At 72.2% G+C, this 26,970-nt stretch carries 25 protein-coding genes and 1 tRNA gene; 16 read left to right on the top strand and 10 right to left on the bottom strand.

Annotation, left to right across the window (positions count from 1 at the left end):
- Positions 1-148 precede the first annotated feature (148 nt).
- The 3 genes from BLT76_RS09520 to BLT76_RS09510 all read left to right on the top strand — a co-directional run bounded on the left by BLT76_RS09520 (position 149) and on the right by BLT76_RS09510 (position 5,282).
- Positions 149-1,453, top strand: a complete 1,305-nt coding sequence (locus BLT76_RS09520; RefSeq protein WP_139175462.1) for an ATP-binding protein — start codon at positions 149-151, stop codon at positions 1,451-1,453.
- A complete protein-coding gene (locus BLT76_RS09515) occupies positions 1,450-2,820 on the top strand; it encodes a DUF6414 family protein (RefSeq protein WP_090854311.1) in 1,371 nt (456 codons plus the stop codon). Before BLT76_RS09520 ends, BLT76_RS09515 begins: the two co-directional genes overlap by 4 nt.
- 554 nt (positions 2,821-3,374) lie before the next feature.
- Positions 3,375-5,282 (top strand): CocE/NonD family hydrolase, encoded by a 1,908-nt coding sequence (locus tag BLT76_RS09510; RefSeq protein WP_090854307.1) that lies wholly within the window; start codon positions 3,375-3,377, stop codon positions 5,280-5,282.
- A 21-nt stretch (positions 5,283-5,303) separates the two neighbouring features.
- Here the strand turns inward: BLT76_RS09510 and BLT76_RS09505 are convergent, their stop codons facing one another.
- Positions 5,304-5,729, bottom strand: coding sequence for a MarR family winged helix-turn-helix transcriptional regulator (locus BLT76_RS09505; RefSeq protein WP_090854304.1), 426 nt, complete (start codon positions 5,727-5,729; stop codon positions 5,304-5,306).
- Positions 5,730-5,801: 72 nt separating this feature from the next.
- On the opposite strand from BLT76_RS09505, the gene BLT76_RS09500 reads away from it, so the two are divergent.
- Positions 5,802-6,632, top strand: coding sequence for a ceramidase domain-containing protein (locus BLT76_RS09500; protein ID WP_244509342.1), 831 nt, complete (start codon positions 5,802-5,804; stop codon positions 6,630-6,632).
- Positions 6,633-6,665: 33 nt separating this feature from the next.
- On the opposite strand, the gene BLT76_RS09495 is transcribed toward BLT76_RS09500, so the two are convergent.
- A complete protein-coding gene (locus tag BLT76_RS09495) occupies positions 6,666-6,932 on the bottom strand; it encodes a hypothetical protein (protein WP_090854302.1) in 267 nt (88 codons plus the stop codon).
- A gap of 26 nt (positions 6,933-6,958) precedes the next feature.
- Positions 6,959-7,336, bottom strand: a complete 378-nt coding sequence (locus BLT76_RS09490; RefSeq protein ID WP_090854299.1) for a VOC family protein — start codon at positions 7,334-7,336, stop codon at positions 6,959-6,961.
- Positions 7,337-7,412: 76 nt separating this feature from the next.
- On the opposite strand from BLT76_RS09490, the gene BLT76_RS09485 reads away from it, so the two are divergent.
- From BLT76_RS09485 to BLT76_RS09475, 3 genes are all read left to right on the top strand, one after another.
- Positions 7,413-8,015 carry a TIGR03086 family metal-binding protein gene (locus BLT76_RS09485; RefSeq protein ID WP_090854296.1) on the top strand — a complete coding sequence of 201 codons (603 nt, stop codon included), beginning with the start codon at positions 7,413-7,415 and terminating at the stop codon, positions 8,013-8,015.
- Between the two features lie 69 nt (positions 8,016-8,084).
- Positions 8,085-8,174, top strand: a tRNA-Ser gene (locus tag BLT76_RS09480).
- A gap of 278 nt (positions 8,175-8,452) precedes the next feature.
- A complete protein-coding gene (locus BLT76_RS09475) occupies positions 8,453-9,136 on the top strand; it encodes a response regulator transcription factor (RefSeq protein WP_090854292.1) in 684 nt (227 codons plus the stop codon).
- 14 nt (positions 9,137-9,150) lie between these two features.
- On the opposite strand, the gene BLT76_RS09470 is transcribed toward BLT76_RS09475, so the two are convergent.
- On the bottom strand, positions 9,151-9,507 hold the full coding sequence (locus BLT76_RS09470; RefSeq protein WP_139175460.1) for an Hpt domain-containing protein: 357 nt from the start codon (positions 9,505-9,507) through the stop codon (positions 9,151-9,153).
- A 112-nt stretch (positions 9,508-9,619) separates the two neighbouring features.
- Here BLT76_RS09470 and BLT76_RS09465 point away from each other — a divergent pair, with 112 nt between their 5' ends.
- The 5 genes from BLT76_RS09465 (at position 9,620) to BLT76_RS09445 (ending at position 18,348) form a co-directional block, all read left to right on the top strand.
- A complete protein-coding gene (locus tag BLT76_RS09465; protein ID WP_090854286.1) occupies positions 9,620-10,249 on the top strand; it encodes a putative pterin-binding protein in 630 nt (209 codons plus the stop codon).
- Positions 10,249-12,468, top strand: coding sequence for a hybrid sensor histidine kinase/response regulator (locus BLT76_RS09460; protein ID WP_170866989.1), 2,220 nt, complete (start codon positions 10,249-10,251; stop codon positions 12,466-12,468). Before BLT76_RS09465 ends, BLT76_RS09460 begins: the two co-directional genes overlap by 1 nt.
- 43 nt (positions 12,469-12,511) lie before the next feature.
- On the top strand, positions 12,512-13,294 hold the full coding sequence (locus tag BLT76_RS09455; RefSeq protein ID WP_090854280.1) for a hypothetical protein: 783 nt from the start codon (positions 12,512-12,514) through the stop codon (positions 13,292-13,294).
- 174 nt (positions 13,295-13,468) lie between these two features.
- Positions 13,469-17,740 (top strand): phosphodiester glycosidase family protein, encoded by a 4,272-nt coding sequence (locus BLT76_RS09450; protein ID WP_211752825.1) that lies wholly within the window; start codon positions 13,469-13,471, stop codon positions 17,738-17,740.
- Between the two features lie 68 nt (positions 17,741-17,808).
- On the top strand, positions 17,809-18,348 hold the full coding sequence (locus BLT76_RS09445) for a gamma carbonic anhydrase family protein (protein ID WP_090854556.1): 540 nt from the start codon (positions 17,809-17,811) through the stop codon (positions 18,346-18,348).
- A 75-nt stretch (positions 18,349-18,423) separates the two neighbouring features.
- On the opposite strand, the gene BLT76_RS09440 is transcribed toward BLT76_RS09445, so the two are convergent.
- A complete protein-coding gene (locus tag BLT76_RS09440) occupies positions 18,424-18,720 on the bottom strand; it encodes a hypothetical protein (protein ID WP_090854274.1) in 297 nt (98 codons plus the stop codon).
- A 60-nt stretch (positions 18,721-18,780) separates the two neighbouring features.
- On the opposite strand from BLT76_RS09440, the gene BLT76_RS09435 reads away from it, so the two are divergent.
- From BLT76_RS09435 to BLT76_RS09420, 4 genes are all read left to right on the top strand, one after another.
- Entirely contained in the window at positions 18,781-19,644 is an 864-nt protein-coding gene (locus BLT76_RS09435) for an AAA family ATPase (RefSeq protein WP_090854271.1), read from the top strand.
- Entirely contained in the window at positions 19,641-21,032 is a 1,392-nt protein-coding gene (locus tag BLT76_RS09430; RefSeq protein WP_244509341.1) for a vWA domain-containing protein, read from the top strand. The genes BLT76_RS09435 and BLT76_RS09430 overlap by 4 nt, the downstream gene beginning before the upstream one ends.
- Positions 21,033-21,098: 66 nt before the next feature.
- Positions 21,099-21,935, top strand: coding sequence for a sigma-70 family RNA polymerase sigma factor (locus BLT76_RS09425; protein ID WP_170866988.1), 837 nt, complete (start codon positions 21,099-21,101; stop codon positions 21,933-21,935).
- A gap of 73 nt (positions 21,936-22,008) precedes the next feature.
- Positions 22,009-22,242, top strand: a complete 234-nt coding sequence (locus tag BLT76_RS09420; RefSeq protein WP_218856745.1) for a hypothetical protein — start codon at positions 22,009-22,011, stop codon at positions 22,240-22,242.
- A 1-nt stretch (position 22,243) separates the two neighbouring features.
- On the opposite strand, the gene BLT76_RS09415 is transcribed toward BLT76_RS09420, so the two are convergent.
- The 5 genes from BLT76_RS09415 to BLT76_RS09395 form a co-directional block, all read right to left on the bottom strand.
- Complete coding sequence (locus tag BLT76_RS09415) at positions 22,244-23,539, bottom strand: hypothetical protein (protein WP_090854260.1); 1,296 nt, start codon at positions 23,537-23,539, stop codon at positions 22,244-22,246.
- The gene (locus tag BLT76_RS09410) at positions 23,536-24,468 is read right to left on the bottom strand and encodes a hypothetical protein (protein ID WP_090854257.1); all 933 of its coding nucleotides are present in this window, start codon (positions 24,466-24,468) and stop codon (positions 23,536-23,538) included. The genes BLT76_RS09415 and BLT76_RS09410 overlap by 4 nt, the downstream gene beginning before the upstream one ends.
- Entirely contained in the window at positions 24,465-24,839 is a 375-nt protein-coding gene (locus tag BLT76_RS09405) for a hypothetical protein (RefSeq protein ID WP_090854254.1), read from the bottom strand. Before BLT76_RS09405 ends, BLT76_RS09410 begins: the two co-directional genes overlap by 4 nt.
- Before the next feature lie 72 nt (positions 24,840-24,911).
- Entirely contained in the window at positions 24,912-25,682 is a 771-nt protein-coding gene (locus tag BLT76_RS09400) for an inositol monophosphatase family protein (RefSeq protein WP_090854251.1), read from the bottom strand.
- Complete coding sequence (locus BLT76_RS09395; protein ID WP_244509340.1) at positions 25,679-26,857, bottom strand: pyridoxal phosphate-dependent aminotransferase; 1,179 nt, start codon at positions 26,855-26,857, stop codon at positions 25,679-25,681. The genes BLT76_RS09400 and BLT76_RS09395 overlap by 4 nt, the downstream gene beginning before the upstream one ends.
- Positions 26,858-26,970 lie beyond the last annotated feature (113 nt).

The following is a 26,970-nucleotide window of genomic DNA, read 5'->3' as shown; positions in this document are numbered from 1 at the left end:
GGAAGAGAGCGCCCGTGCGGTTGACGACTTCGTAGTCACCACTGTGTCTGGTGGCGGCGCCGATGCATGAACGGGCCCACGACGACGTCGGTTGAACCGGTAGTTGTCGGGGGCGCTCACTACCCTCGTCCCCGACGGCGACGCACCTTTGCCCGACCTGACCCCGGTTCTCCAAGTTGAAGAAGGCTCAGCCTTGAACGCTGATGGTACTGACTACGCTCCGGCCGAACCCTCCGCCGGCCAGATCATTCGGGTACGTCTTGTCGACCTCGACAAGAATCGGGTCTATTTCGACCGATTGCCTGACGGCGAAGGGCACCTTTGGCATCCTGACCTCGCAGGTGCGGATAAGGGCGAGATCTACTACCTCCCCGAAGACCTCACCTACGAAAGCATCGAGCAACTGCCTGCGGAAGCCTGGCCGAAACAGTCCAACGATGTCGCGACCGTCGTCGAAATCAGCGATGACGGCAAGAGTGCAATCCTCGAGATCAACGGCCGGCTGAAGGAGGTCCCGCAACGCACCGCAGCACCGTTCGAGGCCGGACAGTCCGTCTCGTTCTCCGAAGGTGAGCCCGGGGCTGTCCTGACGACCAAACCCATCGACCGGCATGGCATCCACCGCGACGGATCCGGTCTCGACCCGTCCGTCATGCTGGTCGAACCTGCTGACATCGACGTGAAGCTCTCCGACTTCGGAGGCTCACCCGATCTGGTCCGCCACGCACTCGACTTGGTGCGTGTCGCTCTGGACCCCGAACAGTTGCTGGATCGCATCGGGGTCAATCCGGTCAAAGGGATCCTATTCAGCGGTCCGTCTGGAACCGGCAAGACCCATCTGGCTCGTGCTCTCAGTCGTGAGGCGAACGCCAGGTTCTACCTCATCGACGGCCCCGAAATCATCAACAAGTGGGTCGGCGAAAGCGAGCAACGCCTCCGCGATCTGTTCGACCACGCCGCAGCCAACGCCCCCGCAATGCTGTTCTTTGACGAACTCGACAGCATCGTGTCCAGACGAGGCGCCGATGCACCCGAATACATCACCCGATTCGTCGGCCAGTTCCTCACCATCCTCGACGGATTCGACCCCGCGAAAGGAGTCCTCGTGGTCGCTGCAACGAACCTCCCCGGCTCCCTCGACACAGCACTCCTACGACCCGGCCGCCTGAGTTACAAGGTCGAGTTCAACGGACACCCAGACGCCGACGACCGTCTCTCCATCCTTCGTGCCTCCTCCCGTCACGTTCGAGGAGCCGACAACGCCGACCTCGAAACGCTCGTCGAGGAAACTGACGGCTGGACAGCAGCCGAGATGGCAATGATCTGGACCGATGCCGGCGTCCTCGCAGCACTGGATGGCCGCGACAACCTCAACTTCACAGACATTCGCGAAGGCCACGCCCGCGCGAAACGAAATCGAGCCACCACTCGCAGACAGGAAGGTCAGGCGTGAACCTCAAGTTCTGGAAGCCCCGCAACCGCGCCTGGGAACAACGACGTCGCGAGTTCGTCTACCTCGACGAGGTCAGCGTTACCAGCCTCGTCGCCGCACGCCACGGCTCCATCGCCGAATCGTTCAAGAACACCCACAGCGAGACGTCCGGCGCCCAGGTTGGCAGCTCCCTCACTGTCCCCGCGACCCCGCTCACGCCCGGCGCCAACCTCACCTCCCGCATGACCTCCTCGCGGACCACCACACAAGAGGTGGTACGTCGCGCCGTCGTACAAGGGACGTTCCGCAGCCTCCGAATCACCGACACCGATCTGAAGCTCTCCGTCGAAGACAGGCAGCCCGAGAACAAACCTCCGCCCGCGACTACAGAAGCTGAACTCACCAAGGCGCTAACTAAGCTCGCCAAGCAGCGACGAGCCGTCCGAGTGACCGACCTCAAACGCGGCGACGTCATCGAACTCCGCGTCCAGCTCAGCGCAGATCCCACCTACCAGTTCGCTGCCGCAGCCTCATCCATGCTCGACCTCATCAAGGGCAGATCAGCCATGTTCGGCATCGACGAACAACAGTTCGCCGACATCGCGCCCATGCTCGAGCTACTCCCACAGATGCTCGTCGACCTCGTACCCCTTAACGCCAAGGTCATCAGCCACCGACGCATCGACCTCGACGACGAATCCTGGCTCGTCGACACCACCATGCTCACCCCCGGCAGCTCCCTCGCGGCAGTGGCCGAAACCATCGCCATTGTCGGTGTCACCGAAATACCGCTCTACTGGAAAGATGCCCGCCGCGTACTCTTCGACAACGCCGAATACACGGTCTACACACGTCTAGCCAAACCCGGCCTCGCCACCACCTGGACCCCCATCAAGCTCGCCGACGTCTTCGACACCCTCGACCCCAAAATCGGCAAAGACTTCCGCGAACTCCCCAACGGCTTCAAGAACCTCCACAAAGCAGGCGTCGAAGTGCTAGCAGTTCCGTTCGTTGAAATCTTCGCAACCGAGGGTCTTATCCCCTTCGGACACGCACTCGCCCAACAAACGGGCCGAATCCTCGACGAGGACAAACTCACCAGCACCGCGCACGAAGCCGCTCAAGCCATCAACGACCTCGACAGCCTCGGAGACATCAGCGCCACCCGTTCAGCCTTCGAGCACATCGTCGCCGCAGTCGAAGCCAGCCCACCACTCCTCCTGACGCCCATAGACCGCAATCTCGTCGCCGCTCTACGTGAACCACACCAAGCGCTGGCCCAGCTTTCGGCTACGGTCCCCGCACTTCAGACAGCAATCGAAGAGCCCGAGGAGACCACACACGACCGGAAACTGCTTGAGGTCGAGTTCGTCGCGATCTATTGGTAGATGACGGTCGTAGTTCTGGACAGTTGGGGCGCCGGGTGAGTGACGACAAGCGAACTGACTGCGCGTCGCTGACGTACCTACAATGGTCGGCACTATGGAGATTCAAACTGGCGACTACAGGACCACCGGCTTTCAAGGGATAAACGTCATTCTGGGCAAAGAGTGGGTCTGAAAAGAGAACCATGCTCAGGATCCGTGACTAGAACTTGTTGGCAACTGACGACTACGGATCGGTCAAGTGCGTCACCCCTTAGCGGGGCGGCGTTATCGTATATGAACCGAATGTCGACAAGGACGTGCTGAACAATGCGCGTTTGATGATGGAAGGTCGGCGCAAGAATCAGACGAACCAGTCTCGCCAGCAAACGGTAAGTCAGTACTGCCTAGGTTCCGCCAGAGGGCATGCTGCCCTTGGCTGAAGTCGACTCGACCGCGCCATCAGGCAGGAGGCGTCCGTCATTCTGGGCAGAGTGCCGCGCACCGCGACGCGGGTCACCGATGCGTGACCACCGCCATCCCCGCGCGTTGACCCGAGGAGACCTCGGGAGGACCTCATGCTGCGACGCCTGTCCGCACCACTGACCACGATCGCCCTGCTGGCCGGGACCCTGGCCGCCGTACCGACGGAAGCGACGGCGGCGCCGCCGGCCGCCCAACAGGTGCAGGCGCCGGCCAAGGCCGAGAAGAGGGTATGGAAGCCGCGGAAGGCGACGTACCCGAAGACGGTGACGCAGAAGGACCTTGCGATCCCGATGCGGGACGGGACGATCCTGCGCGGCGACCTGATCCTCCCGGCGAACGCGGACGGTGTGGCAGTGAAGAAGCGGTTCCCGGTGGTCGTGACGATCACCGCTTACAACAAAGGCATCCTCGGGTCGGGTGGGGCGCTCGGGGGTGGGAGCGGGCCGGAGTACCTCGTGCAGCGCGGCTACGCGCAGCTCACCGTCGACGCGCGCGGGACCGGCAGCTCCGAGGGCGTGTGGCAGGCGTTCAGCCGGCAGGAGGAGCTCGACGGCAAGCAGGTCATCGAGTGGGCGCACTCCAAGAAGCGGCCGTGGAGCAACGGACGGGTCGGGATGCGCGGGCCGTCGTACATGGGGATCAACCAGATCTTCACCGCCGCCCAGCGTCCCAAGGGGCTGAAGGCGATCTTCCCGCAGGTGCCGGCGGCCGACGTCTACCGCGACGTCGTCGCGTCCGGCGGGGCCATCGACGTCGGGTTCATCCCGCTCTGGCTCGGTCTGGTCACCACCACCGGCGTGCTGCCGCCCGCGGTGACGGCGACCGACCCGGGCTCGGGCTTCGGCGCCCTGCTCCAGCACCTGTACGGCGCGGTCACGTTCACCGTCCCACTCATGCTGGACGCCCTGCTCGGCGGCGACGCGGCGTACGACGGCGCTTTCTACCGCCAGCGCTCGCCCATCGAGGTCGTCAAGAGGGTGAAGGTGCCGACCTTCCTGGTCGCCGGCCAGCAGGACCTCTTCCAGCGCGGAACCCCGCTCCTCTTCGAGCAGCTGCAGAAGAGGAAGGTGCCCGCCAGGATGATCGTCGGGCCCTGGGATCACCTGCAGGGCTCGTCCGGCGCCGACGTCGGCAAGGCCGGGCACGGGTCGCTCGCCGAGCTGCAGCTGCGCTGGTTCGACCGCTACCTGCGTGGTGACACGTCAACAAAGGTGCGCAGGATCCCGGCGGTCACGACGTACGAGCAGGGCAGCGGCGTGTGGCGCGAGACCGACCGGTGGGTCACCCGCAACACCACGGCCCGCAGCTACCGACTCTCCGGCGGTGCGGTCACGGGTGTCCGGAACGGCGTCCTGACCAGCGGAAAGGCCCGGGCCGGCACCGCCGACGTACCGCCCGTGCCCGTCGCCGGGCTCTGCACCCGCTCGGCCAACCAGTGGACCGCGGGCCTGCCGCGCGCGATCCTGGCCGACCTGCCGTGTTGGGAGGACAACGCGCTCAACGACCGCGCGGGGATCGTCTACGAGACCAAGCCGGTCACCAAGGCGGTCCGGCTGTCCGGGCCGATCAACGCCAGGCTCTTCGCCTCCAGCCTCAGCGGCGACGGCATGCTCGCGGTCTCGGTCTCCGACGTCGCCCCGTCGGGCAAGGTCACCCGGCTGACCGGCGGCTGGCAGGTCATCTCGCTGCGCCGGCTCGACAGGAAGCGCAGCCGGTACGTCGGCGGCAAGCTGCTGCAGCCCTACCACCCGTTCACCCGTGCCTCGAAGAAGCGCCTCGAGCCCGGCCAGGTCGGACGGGTGGACGTCGAGGTCTTCCCGACCGCGGCCAAGATCCGGAGGGGTCACCGGCTGCGGATCTCCGTGCAGGCCTTCGACGTCCCGCACCTGCTGCCGAGCGTCCCCGACCTGCCCGGCGCGCTCACCGTCATCCGGCTGCACAGCTCGGACCGCTACCCGTCCGAGCTCACCGTCCCGTGGGTGCGTCCGCGGCGCCGCTGAGGTGACGTGACAACGCAGTTGTCAGTCGGCCAGCAGGCGCAGGAGGGTCAGTAGGCGGTCCCGGTCGCGCGCCGGCACGGCGTCCACCAGGTGTCGTCGTACGGCGGCCGCGTGCACCGGTCGGGCCCGCAGCAGCGCGGCCCGGCCCATGGTCGTGGTGCGGAGCTCGACCCCGCCCGCGACGCTCTCCCGCGTCACCAGTCCGCGCTCCTGCATCCGGCTGAGGTGGTGGGAGAGTCGGCTGCGGTGCCAGCCCATCGCGACCGCCAGCTCGTGCTGGCGCAACGCCCCGCCGCCCCCGTCGTGCACGTGGGTCAGCACGCTGACGTCCGCCTCGGAGAGCCCGGTCTCGCCGGCCACCTCCGCGTTGATCCGAGCCCGGACGCCCTCGGTCGACCGCTTCCAGGCGTCCCAGAGCTCGCGCTCACCCTCGTCCAGCCCGGCCACGCGGATCAGGGTAGAGCAGGTTGACGGGTCAACACACGGCCTCGTTGACGTGTCAACGGCTAGGTTGAGCGCGTGCCGACCCGGTCCCTCCGCCCCCTCGCCCTGACGGGCGCCGTGACCGTGGTGTCGGTCGGGCTGCTGGTGCTGGCCGTCGGCCAGGGCTGGCTCGGCGCCGACGTCGGACGGGGCGCCAACTTCTGCGAGCACCCCCGCGACGGGCACGTGAAGCAGCCGGCCAACTCGTTCTCCAACCTTGGCTTCGTCGTCGCCGGCCTGCTGATCGCCTGGCACGCCGGCCGCGCCGACCGGCTCGGCGAGGTGCTGCCGCGCCACCGCGGGCTGGCGACGGCGTACGCCTGCGTCGTCGTCCTGCTCGGACCGGCCAGTGCCGCCATGCACGCGACCCAGTCGGAGTGGGGCGGCCACCTCGACATGCTCAGCATGTACCTCGTCGCCTCCTTCTCCGCCGGCTACGCCCTGATGCGCTGGGTCGGTCAGGGTCGCGTGTTCTTCGCCCAGCTGTTCAGCCTCTTCGTCGCCGGCTGTGAGCTCGTCGGCCTGTACGACGGCCGCGTGCCCGTCGTCGACTTCGCCGGCAACGTGGCCTTCGCCGTCCTGCTGCTGACCGCGGTCGTGATGGAGGTCCGGCTCTGGCGCCGCCGCGCTGACGGCCTGCGCACCGACCTGCGGTGGGGCGCGGGCGCGCTCGGCTCGATCCTGCTCGCCTTCACGATCTGGAACGTCACCAAGTCCGCCTGGTGCGACCCGCACTCGCTGATCCAGGGCCACGCGGTCTGGCACCTGCTCTGCGCGGTGGCGGCGTACCTGATGTTCCGGCTGTGGGCGAGTGAGCGGACCCGTCAGTCGCCGACGGGCAGCATCGGACCGGCCGGGACGGGTTGATCGAGATGGGCTGTCGGCCAGTGAGCGAACCCGTCAGCCGCCGATCGGCAGGATCGCCCAGAACGCGGCGTACAGCACGAGTGCGCCGACCAGGGTCCCCCAGGCCAGTCCGACGGCCAGCGGACGTCCCGGCGGTCGCCAGCTCAGCAGCCCGGCTGCGATCAGGCCGACCGTGGCGACAGCGACGCTCCACGTGGTGTCGATCCACCAGCTGACCAGGAGTGCCGCACCGATGGGCACGCCCAGGGCCACCCCGGCGCCGAAGACGACGGGCGGGGATGGATCGGTCGACGCGGCCACGGGAATCATCATGGACCGCCCAGTGCTCAGCCAGCGCTGAGCTCGGCCTCGGCGTCGGCGAGCGAGGACACGCAGAACTCGTTGCCCTGCGGGTCGGCGAGGGTGACCCAGCGGAAGTTCTCGTCGCCGCGGTCGCCGACCAGGGTGGCGCCGGCCGCGGTCAGTCGGGCGACCTCGGCGTCGAGGTCGGGGGCGGCGAGGTCGAGGTGGAGGCGGTTCTTGCCCGGGGTGGGATCGCCGACCAGCTGGAAGGCCAGGACGAGCGGCAGGTCGCCGCCGCGGACCAGGAAGAAGGTGCCGCCGAACGGGTCGGCGACTTCGCCGCCGGTCTGCTCCGCCCACCAGGAGGCGAGCGGGCCGGGGTCGGTGCTGTCGAAGTTGATCATGCCGAGGGAGAGGGTCATGGCTGGACGCTAGGGGAGGGCGCCGACAGTCCGCGCTGGCCGATGAGATCCCGGCCCGCGGCCGGTCAGCACCACCATGACGATCCTCGACCTCCGCCCCGCCTGCCGCGAGCTCGCCCGGGTGGTGACCGCGATCGGCGACGAGCAGCTCGCCGGGCCGACGCCCTGCCCGGCGTACTCCGTCGCCGACCTGCTCGACCACGTCGACGGCCTGGCGCTCGCCTTCACCGCCGCCGCCCGCAAGGAGGTCCTGCCCGGCGGGGCCCAGCCGGCGGGCGACGGTGCCCGCCTGGGGGAGGGCTGGCGCGAGCGGATCTCTGGACGGCTGGCCGGGCTCGCGGAGGCCTGGCGGTCCCCGGAGGCGTACGACGGCCTCACGATGGCCGGTCCCGTCGAGCTGCCCGGCGAGGTCGCGGTGCTGGTGGCGGTCAACGAGGTGGTGGTCCACGGCTGGGACCTGACCCGCGCGACCGGCCAGCCGTACGACGCCGACCCGGCCGCCGTCGAGGCCTGCCTCGGCTTCGTCGCCTCCTTCGAGCCGCCCGAGGGCGGAGCGGCCGGCGAGCCGGCCGACGACGGCGGTCTCTTCGGCCCGCCCGTGCCCGTGCCGGACGACGCGCCCGCCCTCGACCGGCTCGCCGGAGCCACCGGACGAGACCCGGCCTGGGCGCCCGCCTGACCCCGGCGGCGCTCCGGGCACCCCGACCGGATTTCGTCGCCCCCGGACGCCTCCGGTACATTCCTCGGCGGTGGCGTGTCCGAGCGGCCTAAGGAGAACGCCTCGAAAGCGTTTGTGGGTGCAAGCCCACCGAGGGTTCAAATCCCTCCGCCACCGCCAGTACGAAGGATCAGGGGGACCCCTGACGGGAGAGATCCCGTCAGGGGTTTCGTCCGTCCTGGAGTCCTGGCCCGGCAGCAACGAGCGTGCGGGTGTCGATCTCGGTCGACAAAGGTGCTCAGGGGTCAGGATGTCGTTGCGGGAGAGGGCAACGGCGACGGTTTCCAGCGCGGACGGGGCGGCAGAGATCGCCCCGGAGTATCAGCCCGATCGTTCGTGCCGTCCAGGAAGACCCGGAAACCGGTTCACCTCCCTGTAACCGTGACTAAGGTGGGAAAATGCTAGCGCCGAAGGCCCTCGTGGTGGAGGACGCCGAGGAGTTCGTGCGTCTGAACCGCCGGATCCTGGAGCAAGAAGGCTTCGAGGTGCACGTCGCGACCTCGGGCGAGCGGGGCCTGATGGCCGCTCGCGAGCAGGACTTTGAGCTGGTCCTGGTCGACGTGGCCCTGCCCGGCATGGACGGCTTCGACGTCTGCCGCGAGCTGCGCACCTTCAGCGACGCCTACGTCCTGATGGTCACCGGCCGCAGCGCCGAGGTCGAGAAGATCGTCGGCTTCCGCGTCGGGGCCGACGACTACGTCACCAAGCCGTACTCCCCGGTCGAGCTGTCCGCGCGGATCGCCGCGATGCGGCGCCGTCCGCGCCAGCCCAAGACCGGCAGCGGCTCCTCGTTCGGCCGCCTCGAGCTCAACGCCGACGCCCGCGAGGTCACCGTCGACGGCGACCCGGTCGCGATGACCCGGATCGAGTTCGACCTGCTCCACGTGCTCAGCGGGGCGCCGCGGCGGGTCTTCTCCCGCGTCCAGCTGCTGGAGACCGTCTGGGGGCACGCCCAGGGCGACGCCCACGTCGTCGACGTCCACATCGGCAACCTGCGCCGCAAGCTCCGCGAGGCGCTCGCCCAGGAGGACCCGATCCGCACCGTGCGGGGCGTGGGCTACAAGTTCGACCCCAGCACCTGACCCACGAGGGTCGGCTACTGGTGGCGCGGGTTCCGCGCCAGCGCGTTGGCGAGCCAGCGCCGCCAGTCGCGAGCGGCCGACCGGGCCTCGACGCGCACGGCCTCGACCGAGCCACCGCCGTGCTCGACCTGCTCGGCGGCACCGGCGAGGGCGCTCGCCCCGAGCAGCATCGCGCCCGACTTCAGGGTGTGCGCCGCGAGCCTGCGCGGGCGGGTGGCCTCGTCGCCGGTCTCGGTGGCCGGGTCGATGTCCAGCTCGTCGAGCCGGCTCGGGAGCAGGTCGAGGTACCCGCGGACGATCTCGACGACCGCCTCGTGGTCCCCCAGCTCGTCCGCGAGGCGCTCCAGCACCGCACGGTCGACTGCTTCCATACTGCGAGCCTAAGAGGTCCGACCAGGGCGGGAGTACGAATGCCGATTGATCTTGTCGGAATCCTGAACTTCGCTTGTCGATCCCTTGGGCTGCGTCGACCAGCCTGAGGGCATGCTCCTCACCCGTCCGTCGTACGTCCGCCCTGCCCTCGCCCTGCTGGCCTCCGTCCCGCTGCTCCTCGGACTGGTCGGGTGCTCGGCGTCGGGTGACGACGCGGTCGGTGCGGTCGCCGTGGCCGGCGCCGGCGGGGACGACGAGCAGGCCGACCTCCGGGTCTCCGAGGCCACCCTGCACCCGGGCGACCCCGTCCCGCGCCCCTCCGGCAAGGTGGTCCTCGTGGTCCGGGGAGGTACGACGACGAACGTCGGCGACGAGCTCCGGCTCGACCTGGCCCAGCTCGACTCCCTCGGCACCGTCGAGTACGCCGTGGACGACGACCTCGCGACCGGTGGTCGGGCCACCTTCAGCGGTCCCCTCGTACGCACCGTCCTGGAGCTCGCCGGCGCCGACGAGGGCACCACGATGCGCACCGAGGCCCTCAACGACTACCTTGTCGACGTGCCGGTCACCGACGCCACCGAGCTGCCGCTGATGCTGGCGACCCGCATGAACGGCAAGCGGATGAGCGTCGCCAACTACGGGCCCACCCGTTTCGTCTACCCGACCGAGGGTTACGGGCTCGACCCCGTCACCTACGACCCGCGCTGGATCTGGCAGCTGAGGAGCATCGAGGTCGAATGATGCGTCTGCTCCGTGGGCAGGGTCCCCGCGGCGTCGCCCTGGGCGTGCTCGGGTTCCTGATGCTCGCGGTCAGCGTCGCGGTCTCGGCCGACCTGGTGGTGGGGTCGCGCGACACGGCCCGACGGATCGACGAGACCCAGGCCCTGATCGAGGCGGACCCGCGGACCCTGGGGCAGGTGCAGCGCGAGCTGCTGCGGCTCGAGCTCCTGCTCCGCGAGCGGGCCAGGCCGGCCGACGTACGGCTGGGGGAGCAGTTCGTGACCCAGCGGGTCCGCGAGAGCGCGCTGCCCAAGCAGCGCGACGTGCTCGGCTCCCAGGCCCTCGTCCAGGAGGCCCAGGAGGTCGAGGACCGCTGGCTGACCCAGGTCCGGCCCTACGTGCGCGAGTCGCTCGGGAAGGGCGACCGGGCCGCCGACGCGCGGCTGGCGGCGATCGAGGGGATCAGCCGGCTCGAGGAGGACTACAACACCCTGGCCGCGGCCGGCGAGATCAACCGCCGTCAGCAGGCGGCCGCCGCCAGCGAGACCACCGCCGACATGCTGTGGGACATGCGCCGGATGCTGGTGCTGCTCAGCCTGCTCTTCATCGCCGGCATCGCCTTCACCGTGATCGGCGCCTGGCTCCTGGTCCGCACCAACCGGCACCGCCTCTCCGCGCTCCGCAACCTGGAGGAGCTCAACGAGGAGCTCACCTTCTACTCCCGGGTCGTCCAGGCCACCGACAGTGCGCTGGTCGCGACCGACCGGATGGGCCACGTCACCTGGGTCAACGAGGCGTTCGAGCGCACCACCGGCTACCGGCTGGACGAGATCCGCGGCCGTCGGGCGGCCGACTTCCTCACCGGCGAGACGACCAGCCGCGAGGTGCTCCGCCAGATCGACGAGGCCGGCGCGCGCGGGCTGCCGATCCGCACCGAGCTGGCCCAGTACACCGCCGACGGCGAGGAGTTCTGGGTCTCCCTCGACCTCTCGCCGCTGCACAGCGACGCCGGCGAGCTGGAGGGCTTCTTCGGCGTCCTCACCGATATCACCGAGCGGCACGAGGCCGAGGAGCTGCTCACCGCCGCGCGCCAGGCCGCGGAGGCCTCGGCGCAGGAGAAGGCCGGCTTCCTGGCGACCATGAGCCACGAGATCCGCACGCCGCTGAACGCCGTACTCGGCCTGACGGACCTGCTGCTGCTCACCGAGCTCGACGAGGAGCAGCGCGACTACACCGAGACCGCCCACCAGAGCGGCAACCACCTGCTGGCCCTGGTCAACGACGTCCTCGACTACTCCGCCCTCGAGGCCGGCCGCCTCGAGTACGCCAACCAGCCGTTCTCGATGGCCCAGCTCCTCGACGAGACGCTGACGATGTTCGTCGCGAACGCCGAGGCCAAGGGGATCGAGCTGCGGCTGCGCCAGTCGCCCGACGTGCCGCCCGCCCTGCGCGGCGACGCGATGCGGCTGCGTCAGGTGCTGGTCAACGTGGTCGGCAACGCGATGAAGTTCACCGAGCAGGGCTCGGTGAGCGTCGACTGCGACCTCGTCGGCTCGCCGTGGGGCCACCGGCTCGAGGTGGTCCTGCGGGTCACCGACACCGGCATCGGCATCCCGCGCTGGCGGATCCCCGACCTGTTCCGCTCCTTCGTCCGCGGCGACGCCTCCAGCACCCGGCAGTACGGCGGCACCGGCCTCGGCCTGGCCATCTCGCGCCGGCTGGTCGAGGCGATGGGCGGCACCATCGACCTGGAGTCCGAGGTCGGGGTCGGCACCACCGTGACCATCCGGATGGTGCACGACCGGGTGGAGGAGGAGCCCCCGCCGGTGCCGCGCGCCGCGCAGGCGGTCCTCGACCACTCCGAGCGGCGGGTGCTGGTCGCCGAGGACGACGTCGTCAACCAGAAGGTCGTCGTCCGGATGCTCGGTCGGATCGGGATCGTCCCGACCGTCGTCGAGAACGGCCGCGAGGCGGTCGAGGCGGTGCGGACCGGGGCCTTCGACACCATCCTGATGGACGTCGAGATGCCCGTGATGGACGGCCTCCGGGCGGTCCGCCTGATCCGCGACACCGACCTGCCGGTGCAGCCCTGGATCGTGGCCCTGACCGCCAACGCGCTCTCCGGCGACCGCGACCGGTTCCTCGCCGCCGGCATGGACGACTACGTCAGCAAGCCGGTCACCCTGGACGCCCTCTCCGGGGCTCTCGACCGCTCGCGGGTCGGCCACGTCGCAGGCTGAAAAACTGTCCGATAGTCGGCCGGACGGTGGGTACCACGCCGTCATGGGCTTCCGACGGAGCACGGCCTACAAGGTCCTGCCGGGCGTCCGCCTCACCCTTCGGGAACCCGGAACGGGCGTGCAGCGGCCGCTCGCGCTGCGGTCCGTCGTACCCCTCGCGCCGGAGCGGTCACCCCGCCCTCCCGGCCGGCGCTGCCCGCCCTGGGAGCACCGGCTGCACCGCTCGCTGCTGCTCGGTGACCCCGACCGCGTGCACGAGGTCGCCACCCGCCACGGTCACGCCGTCCTCGGGGCCACCCTCGCCGGCCTGGCCGCGTACGCCGCCGACGCCGGCTCGGCGCGACCCCTGCTGCGCGACGCCTGGCAGGCCGGCTGCCCCGTCGAGCGGCATCCGTTCCTCCTCGACCACCTCGCCCACGCGACGGTGCGCATCGACCTGACCGAGCACGTCCAGGCCGCCGTACCGATCTCGCGGGACGCAGTCGGCCTGGCCCTGGTCGCCGTGGAGCGGGACCTCGGCGACCTCGACGCCGCGGTGGAGGTGGCCGAGGACCTGGACCCGTCGGTCGTCGCGACCCTGGCGCTGGCCGAGCTCTATCGCCGCACCGACCGCCCGCACGACCTGGTCGAGCTGACCGAGGGGATGACGAACACCGACGACGCGCTCGCGCTGCTGCTCGTCCAGCGGGCGGCGGCGCTGCGGGCCTGCGGCTGCGAGCAGCAGGCCGGGTCCGTGCTGGCCGACGCGATCCGGCGGGGCGTCCGGGGCTCCGCCGTACGGCGGCTCGCGCAGCGCGAGCAGGCACGGATGCGCCGCGAGGAGTAGGTCGCCGACGTTCGTCCGGCATTTACCTTAAAGAGCCATCTTGGGCAACGGCCCGTGGTGTCCCGATGGGAGGAAGGGATGCCTCGCAACCGCGGGGCGCCCGCTCGGATCCCAAGGACCCCCATGCCCCACGCATCCTCACGCCCGAGTCGACGATGGTGGTCGTCGATCTCGGTGCTGGCGGTCAGCGGCGTCGCGGCCGGCACCCTCGCCGCCACGCCCGCAGCCCAGGCCGCTGCCGCTCCGCCCGTCACCACGTCCGTCCAGGCCCCCGCCCTGGCGGCGGCCGACAGCCTCACCCTCACCGACGAGACCGAGCCGCTCGGTCCCGGCATCAGCCTGCGGCGGCTGACGACCGTCACGCCGTCCGGCTGGTTCGACCAGCAGGTCCTCACGGCCGACCTGGCGAACCCGGCGGTGTCGAGTGACCTGCTCGCGGGCGAGCACGTCACCGACCGCGGCCCGATCTCGGGCAAGGCCGACGCCGCCGGCGCGGTCGCCGGCGTCAACGGCGACTTCTTCGACATCGACGCCTCCGGCGCCCCCCGCGGGGCGTCGGTCAAGGACGGCCGGCTCCTGAAGTCCTCCGACGTCGGCTCCTGGAACCACGTCGGTGTCGGCCGGGACGGCATCGGCCGCGCCGTCGACATGGCGCTGCAGGCCTCCGCGACCTTCGGCGGTACGACGCACCCGGTCGTCTCGCTCAACGCGCCCAACAAGAACCCCGAGGGGACGCCGCCGGGCTCGATCATCGCGTTCACCTCCGGGTGGGGCGAGTACAACCGCGGTGTCGCCGTCCCGGGGGTCGCCGACGTCGCCTCGGTCCTCGTGCAGGACGGCGTCGTCGTCTCGGTCGACCCCGCGGCCGCCGGCACCGGCGCCATCCCCGACGGGGCCTTCGTCCTCGTGGGGCGCGAGGCGGGCGCCGCGGCGATCCGGGCGCTGACCTCTGGCGACCCGGCCTCGCTCGACTACGGCCTCAGCGACACGGTCGCCCAGCAGATGAAGTTCGTCATCGGCTCCAACCGCGAGCTGGTCCGCGACGGCGTGGCCCGCCCCGACAGCGAGCTCGACAACGACCTGCACCCGCGCACCGTGATCGGCTTCAAGGACGGCGGGCGCACGATGCTGCTCGTCACCAACGACGGTCGGCAGGCGCCGGTCAACGGCATGACCATGCGTCAGCTGGCCGCGTTCATGGTCAGCCAGGGAGCCGAGACCGCGTTCAACCTCGACGGCGGCGGGTCGACCACGATGGTCGCCCGTCCCCTCGGCGAGACCCGGGCGACGGTGCGCAACAGCCCGTCCGACGGCGCCGAGCGGCTCGACCCCAACGGCGTCGGCGTCTTCGTGAGCCCCGGGACCGGCACGGCCGAGGAGCTCGTCGTGACCCCCGCCCCCGAGGACGCCCAGGTCTTCCCGGGCATGCACCGGACCCTGACCGCCAAGGCCGTCGACGACCACCTGACGCCGGTCCCGCTCGCCCGCGGCGACGTCCGCTGGAGCACCTCGCAGGGCACGATCGACAGTGGCCTGCTGGCCGCCCCGCGCGACGCGTCCGGCGCCATCACGGTCCGCGGCACCGCCGACGGGGCCACCGGCTCCACCCGGGTGCGGGTGCTCGGTCGCCTGCACGCGCTGGAGACCTCCAGCAGCCGGCTGTCCATCACCGACCCGGTCGCGGCGAACGCCGTACGCGTCACCGTCACGGGGCGTGACGCCCAGGGCTTCACCGCCCCGGTCGAGCTGCCCGACCTCGAGCTCGAGTACGACGAGCGCGTCATCCGGGTCCAGCCGTCCGGCACCGGCCTGCGGATCACCCCGCTGACCGACGGCGGCACCGTGCTGGTCGCCTCCGCGGGCGGGCAGACGGTCAAGCTGCCCATCACCGTGGGCGTGCAGAGCGTGACTCCGTACGCGTTCGACGACGAGGCCGCCGGCACCGGCCGGTGGACCGGGAACCCGGTCTCCTCCGTGACGAGCATCAGCAAGGTGGCCGAGGGGGTGCGCCTCGACTTCGTCCAGGCGCGCAACAAGGGCATCACCGCCGCCGGCGCCGCCAACCGGTGGGTGGAGATCCCCGGCCAGCCCCTCCGCGTCCGGATCAAGGTCAAGTCGGACGTCTTCGTCCCCGCCGGTCTCACCTACGCCGGCTTCTGGGACGCCGCAGCCAAGTCGCACGGCCTCTACGGGACCGGCCTGGAGCCGCTCGGCGTCGGGCCCGGCGACCCGTGGCAGTACGTCACCTTCACCATCCCGACGACCGGGGTGACCTTCCCGGTGCGCTGGAACTCCTTCCAGGGCATCAACACCGCCGTGGACCAGCAGCGGGCCGGCAGCTTCGTCTTCGGCGGCGTCGAGGCCGACGTCCCGTCCGAGATCGAGCTGCCCGCCCAGGACCCGCTCCGCTCGGACCCGCTGTTCTCCGCCGACGGGGAGGCGGACGAGGACGCCGACTGGACGTTCGCGACGCTCTCGGACGTCCAGTTCACCTCGGACTCCCAGGAGCTGACGAAGGTCGCGGCCGCGGCCCTCGCCCGGATCCGGCGCGAGCAGCCCGACCTGGTCGTGCTCAACGGCGACATCATCGACCGGGCCCTGCCCGCCGACGTGACCCTCGCGCGTCAGACCCTCGAGGCCGCCGGGTGCGACCTGATCGCGGTCGGCGCCGAGCCGGCCCCGGAGAGCACGCCCGACCACGCCAGCGGGAAGATCCCCTGCTACTACGTGCCCGGCAACCACGAGTCCTACGGCCTGAACAACGTGCAGTCGACGCTGGAGAACTGGGAGGCGGAGTTCGGGACGCCGTACCGGACCTTCGACCACAAGGGCACCCGCTTCATCCTGCTCAACAGCGCGTTGGGCAACCTGCGTGCCTCGGACTGGGAGCAGCTGCCGATGCTGCGTGACGCCCTCGCCGACGCGGCGACCGACGAGGCCGTCGACAACGTGATGGTCTTCGCCCACCACCCCGTCGACGACCCGGCCGCGACCAAGTCGAGCCAGCTGACCGACCGCACCGAGGTGCGCCTGGTCAAGAAGCTGCTCTCCGACTTCCGCGCGACCAGCGACAAGGGCGTCGCGATGGTGGGCTCGCACGCGCAGATCGCCAACGTGCAGCGCGTCGAGGGCGTCCCGTACGTCGTCCTCCCGTCCTCCGGGAAGTCGCCGTACGGCGTGCCGGACCGCGGTGGCATCACCGGCTGGCTCGAGTGGGGCGTCGACCGTGACGCGTCGGCGGCCCAGCAGTGGCTGACCGCGGACGTGAAGGCGTTCTCGCAGGAGACCGTGGTCGACGCCCCCGAGACCGTCGAGGTCAGCCGGACCGCCACCGTCGGCGGACACCTGGTGCAGCCGTCGGGCGTCGTGCCCGGCAGTCGCGTGGTGCCGCTGTCCTACCCGGTCTCGGTCGACTGGTCCGGCGACGAGAATCTCGCCGTCGGCACGGGCGAGGCCGCTGTCCGTGCCGCCCGCGAGGCCCGCAAGGTGGCGATCCTCGACCCGCAGACCCGGCAGCTCACCGGCCTGCGTGCGGGCTCGGTGACCCTGCGGGTGTCGAGCGAGTCGATGCGCGAGCTCACCGACGAGTCGTCGCTCGCGCCGGTCGTCGGCGAGCGGGTCGTCCAGGTGGTCCCGTTCTCCGGCCCCGGACCCCGCGTCGACGCGCCGACGCCGGTGTTCCCGACGCAGCCGGTCGGCACGACCGGGGTCGGCCAGACCGTGGTCGTCACGAACACCGGCGACCAGCCGTTGCGGATCACCGACGTGGCGCTCCGCCGTACCGGCACCAGCCCGGCCGGTGAGTTCGTGCTGGCCGGCGAGGAGTGCCGGGACGCCGAGATCGCCCCGGGCGCCTCGTGCGCCGTCCTGGTGCGGTTCTCGCCGTCGGTGGCCGAGGTGACCTCGACCGGCGAGCTGGTGCTGGAGACCAACACCGCCGAGGGTCGGGTGGAGGTCCCGCTGTCCGGGCTCAGCATCGTGGCCCCGCGCGGGGAGCAGGGCGAGCCGGGTGAGACCGGGCCGCCGGGACCGACGGGTCCGACGGGTCCGACCGGTCCGGACGGCGAGTCCGGCACCCCCGGGGCGAGCGGTCCGCAGGGGCCCCAGGGTCCCGGCGGCGTGAAGGGCGACAAGGGGGACAGGGGTGACCGCGGTCCTCGCGGCCTCCGCGGCCCCCGGGGCAAGACCGCGCGGGTGAGCTGCGTCGTACGGCCCCGCGACGGGCGGCGCCAGGTGCGCTGCCAGGTCCGCTACCGCCAGGTCGCCGGGCGCTGGAGCGTGCTGAAGCGGGGCGACCAGGTCGTCGCCCGCGGTCCGCTGGGCAAGCTGCGCACCCTCCGGTCGGTCCGGGCCGGTCGCTACCAGCTGCGGGTCCGGACGGACGCGCGGACCGTCGAGGTGCTCCACCTGGTGGTCCGCAAGAACGGGCGCGTGGTCTTCCGCTGAGCCCGCGGGGGTGCCGGTCCCGGGACCGGCACCCCCTTCCGGCGCCCGGACCGTGTGGAATGGGCGGCATGCACCTCATCGAGTTCGAGGGGCGTCGCCCCTCGGTCCACCCCGACGCCTGGATCGCCCCCACCGCCACCCTGATCGGTGACGTGACCGTCGAGAAGGGCGCCAGCGTCTGGTACGGCGCCGTCCTCCGCGGCGACGTCTGCACGATCGTCGTCCGCGAGGGGAGCAACATCCAGGACAACTCCGTCCTGCACGCCGGCCCCGACCAGACCCTCGTGGTCGGCCCGAACGCGACCGTCGGCCACGCCTGCGTCGTGCACTGCACGTCGGTCGGCGAGCAGTCGTTGGTCGGCAACGGCTCGATCCTGCTCGACGGCGCCACCGTCGGCCCGCGCACCCTCGTTGCCGCCGGCTCGGTCGTCACGCCCGGAGCCGAGATCCCCGGCGGCGTGGTGGCCGCGGGCTCGCCGGCCTCGGCCCGCAAGCCGATCGAGGGCACCTCCTCGGAGTTCTGGATCGAGACCAACGCCGCCTACTACGGCGAGCTCGCCGGACGGCACCGCGACGGGGCGCGGGCCGTGGAGGGGTCGGCGGGGTAGTCCGTCACAGGAGGGTTGGCAAGAGCCCTCTTGGCAACCCTCCTGTGACGGACTACCCCACCGGAGGGTGAGACCTCAGGGCTGCCGTGTGCAGACCGCGACGAGGACGCCGGGGCGGCGGCCGTCGTACACGGCGCGGCCGCGGGCGGCGGAGACCAGGACCAAGCGGCCCCGGGGCGTGCGGACCAGGGCGGCGCGGGGGCGCTCGACGGCGTCGAAGCCCACCGGGCGGCAGCCGTGCTGCACGAGCAGCGGCCGGACCACCCGCTCGTAGCCGTCCTCGGTGGCCGGCGCCGGGGCGGACCCGCCGCCGGAGAGCCCGACGGCGAGCAGGCCGACGAGCAGCAGGGCGGGGAGGGAGCGGGGCGCCATGATGTTCCGTTCAACGACACAGGCCGCACCGGGTGACGGGGCGTGGGTGAGGATGGGGCGATGACGACCTGGTTCGCCTCGCCCGCCGACGCCGTCGACCGTCTCGGCACCGCGGGCTACCTCGCCGACCGGGCCACGGCCACCACCGCCTTCCTCGCCGGCTCGCTCGAGAAGCCGCTGCTCGTGGAGGGTCCGGCGGGCGTCGGCAAGACCGAGCTGGCCAAGGCGGTCGCCCGCGCGACCGGCGCCGAGCTGGTCCGGCTGCAGTGCTACGAGGGGCTCGACGAGGCCCGCGCGCTCTACGAGTGGAACTACAAGAAGCAGCTGCTCCGCATTCAGGCGTCCGGGGAGCAGGAGTGGGACGCGACCCACGACGACATCTTCACCGACGAGTTCCTGCTGACCCGCCCGCTGCTCACCGCGATCCGGCGCGAGGAGCCGACGGTGCTGCTCATCGACGAGGTCGACAAGACCGACGTCGAGGTCGAGGGCCTGCTCCTGGAGGTGCTCTCGGACTTCCAGGTCACCATCCCCGAGCTCGGCACCGTCACCGCCGTACGACGTCCCTTCGTCGTGCTCACCTCGAACGCCACCCGCGAGCTGTCCGAGGCGGTCAAGCGGCGCTGCCTCTTCCTGCACCTGGACTACCCCGACGCCGAGCGCGAGCGCGAGATCGTGTCGTCGCAGGTCCCGGAGCTCGAGGACCGGCTGGCCGAGCAGCTGGTCGCGATGGTCGGCCGGCTGCGCGAGCTGGAGCTGAAGAAGGCCCCCTCGATCGCCGAGTCGGTCGACTGGGCCCGGACCCTGGTCGCGCTGGAGATCCGGGACCTCGACGACAAGGCCGTCGACGACACCCTCGGGGTGGTGCTCAAGCACGCCTCCGACACCGACCGCGCCGTCCGAGAGCTGCGGCTGCGCAAGTGAGCCGGTCCGGGCTGCTCGACCGCCACCTCGCCTTCCTCGAGGCGCTGCGGGCCGCCGGGCTGCCCGTGTCGCTGGCCGAGGACCTGGACGCCGTCACCGCCCTGCAGGCGCTGCCGTGGGACGACCGTGCCACCCTCCGTGAGGGGTACGCCGCCACGCTGGTCAAGAAGCCGTCCTTCCGGCCGACCTTCGACACGCTCTTCGACCTGTACTTCCCCCGGCTCGTCGGCGCGGGGGCGGACCGCGGGCCGGACGACGAGGCCGGGGCGGGCGAGGACGCGCCCGGCCCCCGCGACAACGGGCCGGCGCTCGCGGCCTTCCGCGAGCAGCTGCTCGACGCGCTCGCCGCGGGCGACCAGCAGACCCTGGCCCGGCTCGCGGCCGAGATGGTCGGCCGGTTCGGCGCGATGCCGGGCCGCGGGCCCGGCCTGTCCAGCTGGTCGGCCTACACCGCGCTGCAGCGGGTCGCGCCGAGCGAGCTGGTCGACAAGATCGTCGCCGCGCTGCTCGCCCAGGGCCGCACCGGCGAGGAGGCGCAGCGGGTGGCCGGGCGGCGGCTCGGCGGGTTCACCGGGATGGTCGAGGACGACGCCCGACGGCGGATCGCCGAGGAGAAGGGGCCCGACCACGTCGCGAAGGTCGCCGTACGGCCGACGATCGACCGGCTCGACTTCCTGCAGGCCCGGCGGTCCGACCTGGAGGAGATGCGCCGCGAGATCTATCCGCTGGCCCGCCGGCTGGCGACCCGGATGACCCAGGAGCACCACGCGCACCGGCGCGGAGCGCTGGACTTCCGCCGTACCGTCCGGGCCTCGCTGTCCACGGGCGGCGTCCCGCTCACCACCCACCACAAGCCCAAGCGCCCGCACCGCACCGAGCTCGTCGTGCTGTGCGACGTGAGCGGCTCGGTGGCCAACTTCGCGCAGTTCACCCTGCTGCTGGTCTTCGCGCTCCGCGACCAGTTCCAGAAGGTGCGGGCCTTCACCTTCATCGACCACGTCCACGAGGTCACCCAGCACTTCCGCCCGGGCGCGGACGTCGCCGACGTGATGGCCGACCTGGCCGCCAGCACCTCGCACGCCGCCCTGTGGGGCCGCACGAACTACGGCCGGGCGTTCACCAAGTTCGCCGAGGAGCACCCCGACGCCCTGGGGCCGAAGTCCTCGCTGCTGGTCCTCGGCGACGCGCGCTCCAACTACAGCGACCTCGCGCTCGGCCCGTTGAAGGAGATGGCCGCGACCGCCCGGCACTCCTGGTGGCTCAACCCCGAGCACCGCCGGCACTGGGACACCGGCGACTCCGCCGCCCGCGCGTACGGCGAGGTCGTGCCGATGGCCGAGTGCCGCAACCTGACCCAGCTCGGGGAGTTCGTGCACGACATCCTGTGACCCGGTCACCTTTGCCCCGGCCCACCCGTCAGGAAGATGACCAGTCATCGAGGGAAGGGGAGGACCGTGGACCTGACGGAGCGCTTCGAGGCGGAGCGGCCGCGGTTGGTGGGGATCGCCGGGCGGGTGCTCGACGACCACGCCGAGGCCGAGGACGTCGTCCAGCAGGCCTGGCTGCGGTTGCACGGCACGACGGCCGAGATCGACAACCTGCCCGGCTGGCTGACGACGGTGACCACCCGGCTCTGCCTGGACCGGCTGCGGGCCCGGACGCCTGTGCCCGCCGACGAGGTCGAGCCCGAGGGGACGGCCGACGACCCGGCCGACGACGTCGTGCTGGCCGACACCGTCGGCCTCGCGCTGAACGTCGTGCTCGACCGGCTCGCCCCGCGGGAGCGGGTCGCCTTCGTGCTCCACGACAGCTTCGGCTTCGACTTCCCCACCATCGCGACCCTGCTCGACACGACGCCGGTGGCCGCGCGCAAGCTGGCGTCGCGGGCCCGGGCCAAGGTCGCCCAGCCCCGGCCCGAGGACCGGCTGGCCGACTGGGAGGTGGTCGACGCCTTCATGGCCGCGGCCAAGGGCGGTGACTTCGAGCGGCTGCTCCGCCTGCTCGCCCCCGACGCCGGCGTCAGCGCCGACGACGCCGCCGTGCTGGCCGGCACCCCGAGCCGGATCGAGGGGCGCGACGAGGTGGCGACGTTCTTCAACGGCAGCGCCCACGCGGCCCTGCCCGTCCTGGTCGGCGACCGCCCCGGGACCGCCTGGTTCCACCTCGGCGAGGCCAAGGTGGTCTTCGACTTCACGATCGAGGACGGCCTGGTCCGGGCCATCACCTTCCGCGCCGCACCCGAGGTCCTGGCGACCGTCGTACGACGGGACGGCGGGACGCCGCGCACCTGAGCCGGTCACACCCGACCGCTCCCACTCGTCAGCAGATCAGCACACCAACCCGAAGGAGACGACCGTGAAGACCATGACCTGCCGAGCCCTCGGAGGGCCCTGCGACCTCGAGCACCACGGCGAGAGCGCCGACGACGTCATCAACGCCCAGGACCAGCACCTGAAGGAGGCCGAGAAGGCGGGCGACGCGACCCACCAGGAGGCCCGGGACGCCATGAAGGGCCGCTGGCGGCACCCGAAGAAGTCGCTCGGCTGGTACCGCGACACCAAGGCCGCCTTCGCCGCCCTGCCCGACGACCCCGCGTGACTCAGGCGCTCAGGTAGCCCAGCGCGCGCAGCCGGTCGACGACGGCCACCAGCTCGGGGTGCCGGGCGGCGTCGCAGGCCAGTCCGCCGGCGACGTGGACGTCGTCGTCGCCCTCCTCGCGGCTGTCGAAGACCACGGTCACCCGGTTCGCGGCGCCGGCGTTGAGCAGCGAGCCGAGGAGTACGACGGGGTCGGACCGGTCCTCGACGCTCAGCACGTGGGTGCCGTCGGGGATCAGCGGCAGCTGCGCCGACGGGGCGCCGGCCGTGACGACCTGGTCGACGGTGAACGCCGCCGACGGTGCCGCGACGGCGATCTCGGTGGCGGTCATGCCGCCCTGGCCGCTGCCGACGAGCAGGACGTGCGGGTGGTGGTCGTCCCCGGCGACCGCCGCCTCCAGGGCCCGCACCACCTGCGAGGAGTACGACGACAGGTCGCCGCCGACCAGCCGCAGCCGGCGACCCGGTCCGCCGGTCGGCCCGGGGAGGTAGCCGACGTACCGGCCGGGGCCGAGCCGCTCCACCGCGACCGGCTGCTCCTCGCGGCCCAGCCGGCGCATCAGGTCGGAGATCGAGCCGGGCAGCCGCTCGACCGGCACCGAGGACCCGGCCTCGGTCGCCGCCGGGGCGGGGGTGGTGAGCCCGCCCGCGACGTCGCGGAGGGCCGGCCCGAACCCGGCGTCGAACGGCCCGGCGCCGAGGGCCCGCATGCCCGCTCGCGCGGCACCGGCCCCGGCGTCGCCGGCCAGCGCGGCCGAGGTCAGCAGCGAGCGCATCCGCAGCCCGTCGAGCAGCCCGCCGCCCCCGCTGGAGACGTGGTCCATCAGTTCGGGGTTGTTCTCGGCCAGCTCGCCGAGGTAGCCGGCGACGTCGTCGCGGTCGAGCGCGTCGGTCTCGATCAGCCCGGCCGACACGATCGCCCCGCCCAGCGCGACCTCCGGCGCGAGGTAGCCGATGGCCCGCCCGGCGATCGTCCCGATCGTCTCGTACGCCGCCCGCTGCAGCTCGTCGATCCAGCGGTAGGTCAGCACCGTCGCGCGCAGCACCACCGCGTCGGCGTCCAGCTCGAGCGAGCGCCCGCGCAGTCCCTGGCGGCCTCCGGTGGCGGCCCGGACGTCCTCCTCGACCTGGCTCCAGGTCGGCGGGGCGAGCTCGGCCGACTCCGCCACCGCAGGGTCGCCCAGCACCGCGTCGCCGAGCTCGGAGCGGGCGCGGACCTCGGCCCCGACCCGGTCGAGGACGTCGGCCAGCCGCACCAGGTCGTCGTACCGGTCGGTCACGCGGGGCTCGTCGGTCATCGGGCCACCTCGGCGAGCACCGGGGCCAGGTCGGCGGCGAGGTCGGAGGCGTCGACCCGGCGTACCTCGACGCGGTCGCCGTCGGCGGCGTGGCGGGTCCGCAGCGCGTGCCAGCCGTCGGCCAGCAGCGTCCAGGAGACGACGCCGACCGTCGCGGTCGGGGTCCGGGTGGCGTCGGCGACCATGGCGCGGAGCCGGCCGCGCGCCTCGAGGGCCAGCCCGCGGAGCACCGCTCCCGCGTCGACCGCGCTGAGCGGGGAGCCGGTCGCGTCGGTCACGGCAGCGTGCTGCTCGGCCAGGACCGCCAGCAGGTCGGCGCGGTCGGTCCGCACCGCCTCGGCCGCGGCGTCGGCGAGCTCGTAGGGCAGCTGGACCACGCGCGGGACGGCGGAGTCGCGCAGGGCGGCCTCCTCCGGCAGCGCCGCGATCCGGGCGAGCTCGATCGGCCACTGGGCCGCCGGGAACCAGGCCAGCTCGAAGACCAGGCCGTCGACGGTCGCGAGGGTGGCCACGGCGTCGGCCGACAGGCGGTGCCAGGCGCGGGCGTGCACGCCCTCGGCGACGACCTCCAGGTCGAGCGCCACCGCCGGGCTGGCCAGCAGGCCGACGGCGCCGGCGAGGCCGGGGTCGACCGCACCCTCCGGGTCGACCAGGCCGCGTCGGGCCAGCGAGGAGACCGGCTCGTGGAGCGCGGCCAGCGCCTCGGCGTACGCCGCCGCGTCGGACGCGGGGCGGCTCCGGCCGAGCCGGTCGTCGAGGCCGGTGCCGTCCGGCCGCTCGGGGTCGCGGACCTCGAACGGCAGCGGGGCGCCGCCCGCCGCGGCGGCGACGTGCTGGAGCTCCAGGAGGGTCAGGGCGACCCGGCGCGGCAGCGCGTCCAGGATGCCGGCGGGCACCGGAGGTGGAGCGCTGAGGTCGATGAGGGTCACGGCCCGTCGCCCCCGGCCCGGCCGGGCAGCGCCGTGCTCAGCCAGCCGCGGTGGCCCGGGGGCGGGGCGGCGAAGGAGTCGGGGTCGAGCCGGGTGGCCTGCTGCTCGCTCTCGGCGATCAGCTCCTTGAGTCGGTCGACCTCGAGGAGGTGGCGCTCCAGGGACTCGGCGGCGGCCTCGTGCCGCGCGGCCGAGCGGCGCAGGTGGGTGGCGCGGTCACGGACCCGCTCGCGCAGCGAGTCGGCGGCCCGGCCCGACCAGGCGACGGCCTCGGTCTGGGCGACGACCCGGTCGGCGAGCGATCGCAGGTCGACGGCCTGCTCGCGCAGCTGGCCCGCGCGGCGGCGCATGACCTCGGTGTCGCCGTACATCGCCCTCGCCCTCCCCGCTGGTCGCTCCGAGGGGCGCATTCCCTCCGGGGGGCGGTTGAAACGGCGCCCCGATCACGCCTCGGACACGATGTCCAGCATGCGGGCGTGCGTGGTGCGGTCGGCGGCCGCGACCAACCCGCCGGCGTCGGCCAGCACCGGCTGACCCGCCAGCCCGCTGAGCACCACCCCCGCCGCCCGGCAGATCGCCAGCGGGGCTGCGAAGTGCACGCTGCCGCGCAGGTCGCCTGCTTGGAGGTACGCCGCGCGCCGCCCCGCCGCCACCCAGACCAGGGCCAAGCTGGTGGAGAACCCGCGGAAGGCGTACGACGCCAGCCCGGGCGAGGCCAGTACGGCGGCTGCCCAGGCGCGTTCATGGTCGACGTCCACGTCGACCAGCCGGGAGTCCGCCGAAGGGACGAGAGGCGCATCGGTGCCGTCCACGCCGCGGACCCAGGCACCGGTCCCGTCGGTCCAGAAGGCCTCGCCGGTCAGCGGATCAGCGACCGCGGCCGGACCGGGCTCGCCCGCCACCAGCAGGGCCACGTTGACGCCGATGCCCGGCGTCCCGGCGGCGAAGTTGAGGGTGCCGCAGAGCGGGTCGACCAGCCAGCGCCGTACGGCGTCGGGGTCACCCTGCAGACCCTCCTCCTCGCCGACGAACGCGTCGTCGGGGCGGGCCGCCCGCACCACCGCGCGCACGGCGTGCTCGGCGGCCAGGTCAGCCTCGGTGGCGAAGTCGATCCCGCCCTTGCTGTGTCGGGTGACCGGTGCGCCGTACCTCGAGCGCACCTCGGCCGCCCCCGCGAGGGCGGCGGTGATCGCGACGTCCGCGTCAGTGCTCACGCGCGACCCCGCTCGAAGACCGGGGCGATGCGCCCGAGCGCCTCCTCGATGTCGGCGCCCGGGCCGGCGAAGCTCATCCGCACGAACCGGCCGCCGTCGACGGTGTCGAAGTCGATGCCGGGCGCCATCGCGACGCCGGTGCGGGCCAGCAGGTCGTGGGCGAAGGCCATCGTGTCGTCGGTCAGGTGGCCGACGTCGGCGTAGACGTAGAACGCGCCGTCCGCGGGCGCCAGTCGGGTCACGCCGAGCCGGGCCAGGCCGTCGAGCAGCAGGCGGCGGTTGCCGGCGTACCGGGCGACATGGCCGTCGAGCTCGGCGTACGACGCGTCCGCGAACGCGGCCAGGCAGGCGCGCTGGGCGATCACCGGCGGGCAGATCGTGAAGTTGCCGGTGAGCACGTCGACCGCGCGGCGCAGCCGGTCGGGGACCAGCATCCAGCCGATCCGCCAGCCGGTCATCGAGAAGTACTTCGAGAAGCTGGAGAACACGACCGCCTCCCGCGAGGTCTCCCACGCGCTGCGGGCCAGGTGCTCCTCGGCGTACTCGATGCCGTGGTAGATCTCGTCGCTGATCAGCTGGATCCCCTGCTCCTCGCAGTACGACGCCAGCGCGGCCAGCTCGCTCGGGAGCAGCATCGTGCCGGTGGGGTTCGCCGGGCTCGCGACCACCAGTCCGCGGACGTCCGGCCCGAGGGCGGCGACCTGGTCGACGGTCGGCTGGAACCGGGTCTCCGGGCCGGTCGGGATCTCCACGACCTCGCAGCCCAGCGCGGTCAGCACGTTGCGGTAGCAGGGGTAGCCGGGCCGGGCCATCGCGACCTTGTCGCCGACCTCGAAGGCGGCCAGGAAGGCCAGCAGGAAGCCCCCGCTGCTCCCGGTCGTCACGACGACCTCCTCGGGGTCGACCGCGATCCCGTGCGCCCGCGCGTGGTGGCCGGCGATCGCCTCGCGCAGCTCCCGGATCCCGCTCGCGGGGGTGTAGCCCAGCGGGTCGCCGCTGCCCAGCAGCCGCACCGCCTCCGCGTTCACGGGGCCTGGCGCCCCGGTGCTCGGCTGCCCGGCCAGCAGGTTGAGCAGGTCGCCGTGGGTCCGCTGCCGCTCGGTGGCCGCCGCCAGCAGGTCCATCACGTGGAACGGCGGGACGTTGGCGCGGCTGGCGACGGCGAGGCGGCTCACGGGGCCCGACTGTAGGTGGCTTGTCGTCGAGCGCTGTCCGGATGGTGTCGCTGACCAGATTCGGTCATCGGGTGGCGGATTAACGAAACGTTTCATATGGTGACCGTCACAGT

Origin of the sequence: Nocardioides lianchengensis (assembly GCF_900101465.1) — a bacterium.
GTDB lineage: Bacteria > Actinomycetota > Actinomycetes > Propionibacteriales > Nocardioidaceae > Nocardioides > Nocardioides lianchengensis.
This window is presented reverse-complemented; position numbering and strand designations above follow the sequence as displayed.

What these genes read in the sequence shown, in the direction of transcription:
- BLT76_RS09415 (WP_090854260.1), bottom strand. Translation starts at nt 23,539, where the DNA reads ATGACCGACGAGCCCCGCGTGACCGACCGGTACGACGACCTGGTGCGG.
- BLT76_RS09470 (WP_139175460.1), bottom strand. Translation starts at nt 9,507, where the DNA reads ATGGAAGCAGTCGACCGTGCGGTGCTGGAGCGCCTCGCGGACGAGCTG.
- BLT76_RS09490 (WP_090854299.1), bottom strand. Translation starts at nt 7,336, where the DNA reads ATGACCCTCTCCCTCGGCATGATCAACTTCGACAGCACCGACCCCGGC.
- BLT76_RS09455 (WP_090854280.1), top strand. Translation starts at nt 12,512, where the DNA reads ATGGGCTTCCGACGGAGCACGGCCTACAAGGTCCTGCCGGGCGTCCGC.
- BLT76_RS09460 (WP_170866989.1), top strand. Translation starts at nt 10,249, where the DNA reads ATGCGTCTGCTCCGTGGGCAGGGTCCCCGCGGCGTCGCCCTGGGCGTG.
- BLT76_RS09435 (WP_090854271.1), top strand. Translation starts at nt 18,781, where the DNA reads ATGACGACCTGGTTCGCCTCGCCCGCCGACGCCGTCGACCGTCTCGGC.
- BLT76_RS09485 (WP_090854296.1), top strand. Translation starts at nt 7,413, where the DNA reads ATGACGATCCTCGACCTCCGCCCCGCCTGCCGCGAGCTCGCCCGGGTG.
- BLT76_RS09475 (WP_090854292.1), top strand. Translation starts at nt 8,453, where the DNA reads ATGCTAGCGCCGAAGGCCCTCGTGGTGGAGGACGCCGAGGAGTTCGTG.
- BLT76_RS09440 (WP_090854274.1), bottom strand. Translation starts at nt 18,720, where the DNA reads ATGGCGCCCCGCTCCCTCCCCGCCCTGCTGCTCGTCGGCCTGCTCGCC.
- BLT76_RS09445 (WP_090854556.1), top strand. Translation starts at nt 17,809, where the DNA reads ATGCACCTCATCGAGTTCGAGGGGCGTCGCCCCTCGGTCCACCCCGAC.
- BLT76_RS09420 (WP_218856745.1), top strand. Translation starts at nt 22,009, where the DNA reads ATGACCTGCCGAGCCCTCGGAGGGCCCTGCGACCTCGAGCACCACGGC.
- BLT76_RS09510 (WP_090854307.1), top strand. Translation starts at nt 3,375, where the DNA reads ATGCTGCGACGCCTGTCCGCACCACTGACCACGATCGCCCTGCTGGCC.
- BLT76_RS09465 (WP_090854286.1), top strand. Translation starts at nt 9,620, where the DNA reads ATGCTCCTCACCCGTCCGTCGTACGTCCGCCCTGCCCTCGCCCTGCTG.
- BLT76_RS09405 (WP_090854254.1), bottom strand. Translation starts at nt 24,839, where the DNA reads ATGTACGGCGACACCGAGGTCATGCGCCGCCGCGCGGGCCAGCTGCGC.